Origin of the sequence: Embleya sp. AB8 (assembly GCF_049739465.1) — a bacterium.
GTDB lineage: Bacteria > Actinomycetota > Actinomycetes > Streptomycetales > Streptomycetaceae > Embleya.
In genome coordinates, this window is record NZ_JBMHHY010000033.1 from 62,874 (window position 1) to 72,311 (window position 9,438).

Consider the following 9,438-nt stretch of genomic DNA (forward strand, 5'->3'; position numbering starts at 1 on the left):
CCGGGCGCGCATCAGGCAATACCCAAAGGAGCGGCCCGACATGCACACGGTGGGTGGAATCGGCCGGCGAATCGCCTACTGGCGTACGCGTCGTGGCCTGACCCAGGTCGAATTCGGCCGACTGATGGGCCGATCCGTGCGCTGGGTCGAGGACGTGGAGGCGGGCCACCGGCAGGCCGACCCGAGGTTGTCCGTACTGGTCCGGGCCGCGGGCGTGTTGCACATCGGGATCGAGCGACTGCTGCCCGTCGAGTCGGGCCGTGCGCAGCCCGAACACGATCCGCTCGGCGCGGTCCGGGCCGCGCTGCGCCGGGCCGACACCGCGCCCGCCGCCCCCGGACCCGCGCCCGATCTGGGGCCGCTGCGCCGGGAGTTGGCATATGGCTGGACCGCGTACGCGGCCGCCGACTACGGCTGCCTGGACCGGGTGGTGCCGCCGGTGTTGGCGGCGACGGCGGGGGCGGGCGTAGCGGGCGTCGGCGGCGGGGGCGAGGTGTCCGAGCCGGCCGCGGTGCGCTCGGCCGCGCTCGCCCTGACCGCCGCCGTGGCCGACGTGTTCGGGGACGACGACCTGGCCTGGCGCGCCGCCGACCGGGCGGTCACCTCGGCCGCGCGCAGCGGCGACGTGGTGGTGCTGGCCCGGGCCGCACACCGGCTGACCGCGGCCATGGTGGGTCACGAAGGCGCGGGTCCCGCGGCCGAGTTCGCGCTGGGCGTCGAGGCGGACCTGGCCTGCGTGTTGACCGCGCGCGGGCCCGCCGGGCGGGCGGCGCTGCGCACCCTGCGGCTGGGCGCGGCGCTGGCCACCGCCCGCCTCGGCGACCGCCCCGGCACGCGCGACCTCCTCGAGGCGGCCGAGCGGGCCGATCCGGGGGCGATCCAGGTGCCACTGCACCGGGTCACCGCACACGTGCTGCTCGGCGAGTACACCCGGGCCATCGCGGGCCGCTTCACCCCGGCCGGCCTGGCCGTACTCCCGCGCGGCCGGCAGGCCCGCCATCTGATCGACCTCGCCCGCGCCCTGGTCGCGGTCGGCCGGCGCGGCGAGGCGGTCACCGCGCTGCTCGACGCGGAGGCCGCCGCCGCCCAGGAGATCCGCTGCCGGCCGCCGAACCGCCGTTTCGTCCAGGAGCTGTTGCGCCTGGACTCCGCCGACGGCGACGAGTCGCGGCTACGCGCGCTGGCGGCCCGGTGCGGCGCAAATGGGTGGACGCGGCCGGAGCGGGCATGGATCATGTAGGGCTGCACGTCCGGCGCGCGCCGGCTTGCCCGCCGCCTGCGCTCGCCCTGTTCGTCCCGCTTGCCCCAGTCGTTTTGGCCGGACCACGAACCACCCGGGAGTCGCCGTGATCACGATCATCTGTTTCGCCGTCGGACTGCTCCTGCTGGTCGTGGGGATCACGGTCAAGCTGGGCAAGCGCGGGAGCGGACGCACCACGAACCACGAGGGGCAGCTGATCGAGCGCGACCGCACCAGCCGCGCACAAGCCTCCGGCGGCATCTTCGGGGTGCACGCCAACCACAGCATGTTCCCCGGCGTCCAGGAGAACAACAAGCACTTCAGCTGACGTGCCCGGTTCGCCCGGCGGCGGACATGGGAGGGTGTGACCCATGGGTCTGTTCACGGTGGACGAGGCACGCGAGGAGTTGGCCCGGCTGTTGCCGGTGCTCGACGAACTGGTCACCGTGCGGGCCGACGCGGCGGAGCTGACCGCCGCGCTGGAACGCGGCGGACCCCGGTCCGAGCTGGGCGGGCTGCCCGAACTCAAGGGCATGCAGGCCCGACTCGACGACCTGATGACCCAGGTCCAGCGCACCGGCGCCGAACTCAAGGGCTTCGCCCCGCTGCTCGTCGACTTCCCGGCCGACCTGGACGGCGTACCGGTGCTGCTGTGTTGGTTGGAGGGCGACCGGCGGCTCGACTGGTACCACCGGACCGACCTGGGCTTCGCGGGCCGCCGGCCACTGCCGTAGGCAGTCGCCCGCGGAGGCCGCGTTTCGGGTGACCACGAAGGGCGACAAGAGCGTCGAATCGGGCGAATGCCCGCTCGGCCGCGTAGCGTGCCACGGGTACGGAACGCTGCCTGGAGGTCACCGTGACGAATTCCGTCCTGCTCGCCGTCGGCACCCGCAAGGGCCTGTGGATCGGCCGTTCGCGCGACGACGCACCCTGGGAGTTCACCGGACCGCACCATCCGATGACCGGCGTCTACTCGGTGGCGATCGACACCCGAGGGCCCGCGCCGCGGGTGATGGCCGGTGTCGTGAACGAGCACTTCGGCCCGATCGTGGTCACCAGCGACGACCTCGGCGCCACCTGGCGCGAGCCCGACCTGGGCCGAATCGGCTTCCCGGCGGACGCCGGCGCCTCGGTCGAGCGGGTCTGGCAACTGGTCCCCGGCGCCCGCTCCGAACCCGACGTGGTCTACGCCGGCGTCGAACCCTCCGCGCTGTTCCGCTCCGTCGACGGCGGGCGCTCGTTCGAACTGGTCCGCGGCCTGTGGGAGCACCCGCACCGGCCGAACTGGGGAGCCGGCTTCGGCGGCCAGGCGATCCACACGGTGCTCCCGCATCCCACCGACCCGAAGCGGATCATCGTCGCGATGTCGACGGGCGGGGTATACGTCACCGAGGACGGCGGGACCACCTGGCACCCGTCCAACACCGGGATCCACGTGACGTTCCAGCCCGACGAATACCCCGAATACGGGCAGTGTGTACACAAGGTGGCCCGGCATCCGGACCACCCCGACCGGCTGTTCCTGCAAAACCACCACGGCGTCTACCGCAGCGACGACGCGGGCGCGACGTGGGAATCGATCGCCGCCGGGCTGCCCGCCGACTTCGGCTTCACGATCGTGGTCCACCCGCACCACCCGGACACCGTCTACGTGGTCCCGCTCATCGCCGACGCGATGCGCTTCCCGATCGACGGCCGCTGCCGCGTCTACCGCAGCGAGGACGCGGGCAAGTCCTGGACCGCGCTGGGCGACGGACTGCCCGACCACTTCTGGACGGCCGTGATGCGCGACGCGATGTGCACGGACGACGCCGAGGATGCCGGCCTGTACTTCGGCTCGCGCAGCGGCGAGATCTACCGCGGCCGGCACGGCGGCGAGCACTGGGAGCGCATCGCCCAGCACCTCCCCGACGTACTCTCCCTGCGCGCCGCGGTGATCTGAGCACGGAAATCACCGGGCGGGCGTCCGGGTTCGCACACGTTCATGTGCGCGCAACCCCGTTTTGGCACGGTGCTCACGTCGGGCTGAGAAGGTCGTGACGTCCTTGCTCCACGCCTTCGAAACGAGTCAGCGTGTCCGCCGTATCGCCTGCCGCCGTGTTGTTCGACATGGACGGGACCCTCGTCGACACCGAGCAGTTGTGGTGGGACGCGGTCGCGGACGTGGCCGGCCGGGTCGGCTACACGTTGGGCGAGACGGACGCGGCGGACGTGGTCGGGCACGCGATCGGGCACACCGCGACCTACCTGCACACGGTCGTGGCCGAGGCGCCGTGCGTGCACGAGCTGACGGACGCGCTGGACGCGGCGTTCATGGCCCGGGTCGAGGGCCGGATCGAGCCGCTGCCGGGGGTCGTCGCGCTGCTCGACGGCCTGGCCGCCGCCGGGGTGCCGCTGGCGATCGTGTCGGCGTCGCCGCGCCGGGTCGTGGACCTGGTGCGGGACGCGTTGGGGTCGGCCCGGTTCGCGGTCACCGTCGCCGCCGAGGACGTGGCGCGGACCAAGCCCGACCCCGCCCCTTATCTGGCCGCGGCGACCGCGCTCGGGGTCGAGCCGAGCGCGTGCGTCGCGGTCGAGGACACCATCGTCGGCATCACCTCGGCGGAGGCCGCCGGATGCGCGGTGCTGGCGGTGTCCCCGGCGATCCACCCGGCCCCCGGCCGCCGGGTGGTCGCCTCCCTCGCCTTGATCGAACCGGCGGACCTGCTGGGCGACTTGCTGATCCCACAGGTCTGAGCACGGACCCGGGCACCGACCCGAGCCCCACCCGAGCACGATCGGGTCAGCCGAGCCCCGCACAGAGCCGGTCGATCTCGGTGATCTCCTCGGCAGTCAGACCCGGTTGGCCGACCGCCGACAGGTTCTGTTCCAACTGCCGTACGCTGCTGGCCCCGACGATCACCGACACCACCCGCTCGTCGCGCAGGATCCAGGTCAGCGCGAGCTGGGCGAGGGTCTGATCCCGGTCCCGGGCCAGTTGGTTCAGCGCACGCAGCAGGGTCAGCCGCTGCTCGGTCAGCTCCTCCCGGGTCAGGAAGTGACCCACCGCCATCCGCGAGTCGGCCGGCACACCGTCGAGGTAACGGTCCGTCAACAACCCCTGGGCCAGCGGCGAATAGGCGATCAACGCGGTCCCGGTCTCGCCCACCGCGTCGAGCACGCCGCGCTCCGGCTCGCGGTCCAGGATCGAATAGGCCGACTGGTTGAGCAGCACCGGCGTACCGAGCTCGCGCAGGATCGCCACCGCCCGGCGATGCTCCTGCGGACCGTAGTTGGAGATCCCCGCATACAGCGCCCGTCCGGACCGCACGGCCGCGTCCAGCGCGCCCATCGTCTCCTCCAGCGGAGTATCCGGGTCGTAGCGGTGCGAGTAGAACACGTCGACGTAGTCGAGCCCCATCCGGCCCAGCGACTGGTCCAGGCTGGCCAACAGATACTTGCGCGAGCCGCCGTTGCCGTACGGGCCCGGCCACATGTCCCAGCCGGCCTTCGTCGCGATGAACAACTCGTCGCGATACGGCCGGAAGTCGGCCCGGTAGTGCGTCCCGAAATTGGCCTCGGCCGAGCCGTACGGCGGCCCGTAGTTGTTCGCCAGGTCGAAGTGCGTCACCCCCAGGTCGAACGCCCGGCGCAACACCGCCCGCTGTACCTCCAGCGGTTGGGTGTCGCCGAAGTTGTGCCACAACCCGAGCGACACGGCGGGCAACTGCACCCCGCTGCGCCCGGCCCGGCGGTAACGCATCGATTGGTAACGGTCGTCTGCGGCAGAGTGGATCATGCCCCACATCCTCGCCCATCCTCGCCCATCCGCGCCGCCGCCCGCCGCCGCGCACCGTCCTGGAAATCCGCGCGATCCGCTTTTCGCGCACGCTCGGTGACCGGCGCGGCCGGGCCGTTACGAACCCTTGACACCCCCAAAACGCCCCCATAAGGTCCACATCATTCTTTGGCAGGAACAGACGAAGACCACCTGTCGGTGGCTTCGCTGTGCCCTCCTACGCGTTTGCGCTCGCGTGTCGCCGACCGGTCCCTTTCCGAGGACGGGCACATGGCACACCAGCAGAGCGTCAGAGGCGTCAAGGACGTCGTCGCGCTCATCGACCGACAGGGGAGAATCTCCGGTCGGGCCAAGGTCATCTGGTTCCTCGTGTTCGGGGGACTCTTCCTCGACGCGTACTCCAACGCCGCGCTCGGGGCCGGCCTCGCGCCGATGACCAAGCAGATGGAGCTGAGCAGCACCCAGGTCTCCATCCTCACCGCCACCGCGCCGGCCCTGGCGATCCTGTTCAACCCGATCGGCGGCTGGCCGGCCACCAGGATCGGCCGGGTGCCCCCGCTGCTCCTGGCCAAGCTGTTCGCGCTGGCCGGCGCGGTGCTCGCGGCCACCGCCGACGATTTCACCGTGGTCTGGCTCGGCCGGGTCCTGGTCGGCATCGCCTACGGGATCGACTTCGCGGTGGCGATGGCACTGCTCGCCGAGTACACGCCCAAGTCGCTGCGCTGCAGCGGCTTGGGGCCGTCGACGGTCCAACACGCGTGGCAGGTCTGCGAGGTGGGCACGAACCGCCCCACGATCCCCACATGTCTGCCGTATCGGGCGGCCTTCTCCTCCAGCATGCGTCGGAACGTGCCCCACGACGCGTCGTGCACGCTCTTCGCCAGGCGAGTACGGGCCAGGCCGCGCACACAGAGGTCCTCCAGGAAGAGCGCTTGGTTATCGCGCACCAACCTCGTGCGGCGGCGCGGACGTCGCGATCGAGGCGGTCGGCAGCGCGCGCGTGGTGGCGGACTGCCTGGCCGCGGTGGACCGGGGCGGGCGGGTGGTCTCGGTGGGGCTGCCCGCGCCGGGACGGATGTTGGACGCGGTGCCGGCGCTGGCGTTCGCGGGGGAGGGCAAGTCGCTGCTCGGGTCGTATATGGGCGACGCGGTGCCGCGCCGGGACGTCCCGCGCCATCTGGCCCTGTGGTGGGCCGGGCTGATGCCGGTCGAGCAACTGCACACCGGGACGGTCACGCTGGACGGGCTCAACGAGGCGATGGAGGCGCCGGCGAGCGGGGCGGCGATCCGGCAGGTGATCCGGCCGGGGTAGCCGGCCGGGGTAGCCGGCCGCGTCGGGCCGTTCGCCGCCGTTCCGGGCGGATGGCCCGTACCGCCGGCGGCCTTCGCGGTCACTTCGTCGTGTCGTCCGGGCGGCGGCGGACCAGCAGGTCGGCCACCCGGGCCCGCCACGCGTCCACCTCGGTGCGGTCGTAGCCGCGCCGGGCGACCTCGAAGCGGTCGGCCAACACCTCCTCGGGGGACAGTCGGACCCGGCCGCGCAGTGCCTCGTCGACCCGGGCCACCAGGACGTCGACCTCGTCCCGGCCGTAGCCGCGCCGGACCGACTCGAAGCGCTCCTGCGGCGGACGCAGCGTGATCGCCTTCACCTCGGCCTCGGCGCGCGCCTCGGCGAACCGGTCGACCGGGCCGGGGGCATCCGTCGGTTCCGGGCCGGCGGTTGCTCCCCACCCGCCGCCGGCCCGGGCGGCCAACCGCGCCTCGATCTCGTCCAGGGCCGCGTCCACCTCGTCCTCGTCGTACCCCTCGCGCAGCCGCACCGTGGTGAACCGCTGCTCGCGTACCTGAGCCGGCGTCAGCGGCGCCGGCGCGGTGCCGTCCAGGGTGTCGCGTACCCGGGCCAGGAAGGTGTCCACGTCCTCGATTGCGTACCCCTCACGCAGCCGCGTCCGAGTGAAAACCCAGTCCATCCCAGCCCCCAAGTGCTCGCTGCCCCACCCGTTCGGTCCCGCCCGGGAAGGCTACAACCGAGGCATCCACCGGCATGCGGCCGGCGCCGGGCAAGATCGAATCGGGCCGATCAGGTTTGCCGGCGGCGTGATCCGTCGATGGTGCACACACCGCACGCGGTCGGCGACGGTCGAGCCGCGCACCGTCGCCGCGCCGCCGGCGGCACCGTCGTCGGCCAGTCGACCAGGAGCCACGCACCATGAGCCAACCTCGGGAGACCGCTCCGGTGGAGCCGCCCCGGCCACAGTCGATCCTGGGCCTGCCGGCCACGTCGGCGATGTTCCTGGTGCTGACCATCGATCCGGATCCGGCGGCCGCGGCGACCGTCCGGGACCTGCTCGCCGACCTGTCGGGACTGCGCCGATCGGTGGGATTCCGGCTCCCGGACGACGAGTTGAGGTGTGTGGTCGGGATCGGCTCGGCGGCGTGGGATCGGCTGTTCGAGGGACCTCGGCCGGCCGAGCTGCATGCGTTCAAGGAACTGGTCGGCGCCAAGCACCGGGCCGTGTCCACCCCGGGCGACCTGCTGCTGCATCTGCGCGCCCGGCGGATGGACCTGTGCTTCGAACTGGCCACCGTGCTGACCGACCGGCTGGCCGGCGCGGCGACGGTGGTCGACGAGGTGCACGGCTTCCGCTACTTCGACCAGCGGGACCTGCTCGGCTTCGTCGACGGTACGGAAAACCCGGAGGGTCGGGACGCGTTCGAGGCGATCACGGTCACCGCCGAGGACGATCCGCGGTTTGCGGGGGCGAGCTACGTGATCGTCCAGAAGTACCTGCACGACCTGCGCGCGTGGCACGCACTGCCCGTGGCGGCGCAGGAGAAGGTGATCGGCCGCACCAAGCTGTCCGATCTCGAACTCCCGGACGCCGTCAAGCCGATCGACTCGCACGTGGCACTGAACACGATCACCGATGCGGACGGCACCGAGCGCGACATCGTCCGCGACAACATGCCGTTCGGGACGGTGGGCAGCGGCGAGTTCGGCACGTACTTCATCGGCTACTCCGGCACGCCGAGCGTCACCGAACAAATGCTGGAGAACATGTTCATCGGCCGGCCGGCGGGCACCCACGACCGGATCCTCGACTTCTCGACGGCGGTCACGGGCGGCTTGTTCTTCGTACCGACGCTGGACTTCCTGGAGAGCCTCCCGGACGCGCCCGGCGCGACGGTCGCCGCGGCGCAGCCCACCTCGCAGCCCACCTCGCAGCCCACCTCGGAGCCCATCCCGGAGCCCACCTCGGCGCCACCCCCGCAGCCCGCCCCCGACGGCTCGCTCGGCATCGGCGCGCTCACGGCCGACGGCAAACCTCCTTCCCTCGACCTCGTTTCCACCCCCGAGACCAGGAGCCCGATCCGATGAACAACCTCCACCGGGAACTCGCCCCCGTCGCCGCCGCCGCGTGGACCGACCTGGAGGACGAGGCCAGGCGCACCTTCAAGCAGCACGTCGCGGGCCGCCGGGTCGTGGACGTGACCGGCCCGGACGGCAGCGCGGCGGCCGGTGTCGGTACCGGCCACCTGACCACGCTCGCGTCACCGGCCGACGGAGTCCTGGCGCGCGGCCGGGACTTCCGGCCGCTGATCGAACTGCGCGTCCCGTTCACCGTGGACCGCGCCGCGGTGGACGCGGTCGAGCGCGGTGCCAAGGACGCGGACTGGCAGCCGGTCAAGGACGCGGCGCGCAAGATGGCCTTCACCGAGGACCGGCTGATCTTCGAGGGCTACCCGGCCGCGTCGATCGAGGGCATCCGCGCGGCGTCCACGAACCCGCCGCCGACCCTGCCGGTGGACGTACGCGAATACCCCGACGCGGTCAGCCGAGCGCTGACCGAACTACGCCTGGCCGGCGTCAACGGCCCCTACCAACTCGTCCTCGGCCCCGAGGCGTACACCGCGGTCAACGAGGCGGCCGACCACGGCTACCCGATCCGCCAACACCTGACCCGAATCCTCGGCGGCGAACCGATCTGGGCCCCGGCCATCGACGGCGCCTTCGTCCTCACCACCAGGGGCGGCGACTACGAACTCCGCCTGGGCCAGGACCTGTCCATCGGCTACCTCTCCCACGACGACTCCCGAATCCACCTGTACTTCCAGGAAACCCTGACCTTCCTGATGTACACGGGCGAGGCGGCAATCGGCTTCACCCGGCCGTAGCGTTCGCCGCTCCGGCGACGCATGAGATCGTCGAAAAGTTGTACGGATTTGCTATGACGTGAATCATCTATCGACTTATAAGTAAATACATTGCCCGACTGCTCTGCCGGCCATTTGGATATGCGCCTGTCATATCTCATTTCCCGGGGGAGCAGTCCTGTGCTCGGTGGGCTGTTGTGGCTGCGTGCGCAGCGTCCGACCGCGATCGTCGCCGCTTTGGCGATGACCGCGGGTCTCACTGTCG

General features: G+C 71.8%; 11 protein-coding genes and 1 pseudogene. 9 read left to right on the top strand and 3 right to left on the bottom strand.

The features are described 5' to 3' along the window. The first annotated feature begins 40 nt into the window (after positions 1-40). From ABIA38_RS37500 to ABIA38_RS37520, 5 genes are all read left to right on the top strand, one after another. On the top strand, positions 41-1,240 hold the full coding sequence (locus ABIA38_RS37500; RefSeq protein ID WP_424643453.1) for a helix-turn-helix domain-containing protein: 1,200 nt from the start codon (positions 41-43) through the stop codon (positions 1,238-1,240). Between the two features lie 106 nt (positions 1,241-1,346). After that, positions 1,347-1,568 (top strand): hypothetical protein, encoded by a 222-nt coding sequence (locus ABIA38_RS37505; RefSeq protein ID WP_424643454.1) that lies wholly within the window; start codon positions 1,347-1,349, stop codon positions 1,566-1,568. A 43-nt stretch (positions 1,569-1,611) separates the two neighbouring features. Further along, positions 1,612-1,974 (top strand): DUF2203 domain-containing protein, encoded by a 363-nt coding sequence (locus tag ABIA38_RS37510; RefSeq protein ID WP_424643455.1) that lies wholly within the window; start codon positions 1,612-1,614, stop codon positions 1,972-1,974. A 122-nt stretch (positions 1,975-2,096) separates the two neighbouring features. Further along, on the top strand, positions 2,097-3,182 hold the full coding sequence (locus ABIA38_RS37515; RefSeq protein WP_424643456.1) for a WD40/YVTN/BNR-like repeat-containing protein: 1,086 nt from the start codon (positions 2,097-2,099) through the stop codon (positions 3,180-3,182). Between the two features lie 131 nt (positions 3,183-3,313). Next, positions 3,314-3,976 carry an HAD family hydrolase gene (locus ABIA38_RS37520; protein WP_424643457.1) on the top strand — a complete coding sequence of 221 codons (663 nt, stop codon included), beginning with the start codon at positions 3,314-3,316 and terminating at the stop codon, positions 3,974-3,976. Positions 3,977-4,022: 46 nt separating this feature from the next. Here ABIA38_RS37520 and ABIA38_RS37525 read toward each other — a convergent pair whose 3' ends face one another. Continuing rightward, positions 4,023-5,018 (bottom strand): aldo/keto reductase, encoded by a 996-nt coding sequence (locus ABIA38_RS37525; RefSeq protein ID WP_424643458.1) that lies wholly within the window; start codon positions 5,016-5,018, stop codon positions 4,023-4,025. 270 nt (positions 5,019-5,288) lie between these two features. On the opposite strand from ABIA38_RS37525, the pseudogene ABIA38_RS37530 reads away from it, so the two are divergent. After that, positions 5,289-5,729 (top strand): annotated as a pseudogene (locus ABIA38_RS37530) (MFS transporter); the annotation flags it as partial. Here ABIA38_RS37530 and ABIA38_RS37535 read toward each other — a convergent pair. Beyond that, positions 5,678-5,965, bottom strand: coding sequence for a zinc ribbon domain-containing protein (locus tag ABIA38_RS37535; RefSeq protein ID WP_424643459.1), 288 nt, complete (start codon positions 5,963-5,965; stop codon positions 5,678-5,680). The pseudogene ABIA38_RS37530 and the gene ABIA38_RS37535 overlap by 52 nt on opposite strands. Before the next feature lie 56 nt (positions 5,966-6,021). On the opposite strand from ABIA38_RS37535, the gene ABIA38_RS37540 reads away from it, so the two are divergent. Beyond that, positions 6,022-6,330: a hypothetical protein gene (locus tag ABIA38_RS37540; RefSeq protein WP_424643460.1), complete on the top strand. Its 309-nt coding sequence runs from the start codon at positions 6,022-6,024 to the stop codon at positions 6,328-6,330. Positions 6,331-6,409: 79 nt separating this feature from the next. Here the strand turns inward: ABIA38_RS37540 and ABIA38_RS37545 are convergent, their stop codons facing one another. Further along, on the bottom strand, positions 6,410-6,988 hold the full coding sequence (locus ABIA38_RS37545) for a DivIVA domain-containing protein (protein ID WP_424643461.1): 579 nt from the start codon (positions 6,986-6,988) through the stop codon (positions 6,410-6,412). Positions 6,989-7,227: 239 nt separating this feature from the next. On the opposite strand from ABIA38_RS37545, the gene ABIA38_RS37550 reads away from it, so the two are divergent. Continuing rightward, positions 7,228-8,397 (top strand): Dyp-type peroxidase, encoded by a 1,170-nt coding sequence (locus ABIA38_RS37550; protein WP_424643462.1) that lies wholly within the window; start codon positions 7,228-7,230, stop codon positions 8,395-8,397. Next, on the top strand, positions 8,394-9,194 hold the full coding sequence (locus tag ABIA38_RS37555; protein WP_424643463.1) for a family 1 encapsulin nanocompartment shell protein: 801 nt from the start codon (positions 8,394-8,396) through the stop codon (positions 9,192-9,194). The genes ABIA38_RS37550 and ABIA38_RS37555 overlap by 4 nt, the downstream gene beginning before the upstream one ends. The last annotated feature ends 244 nt before the right edge of the window (positions 9,195-9,438 follow it).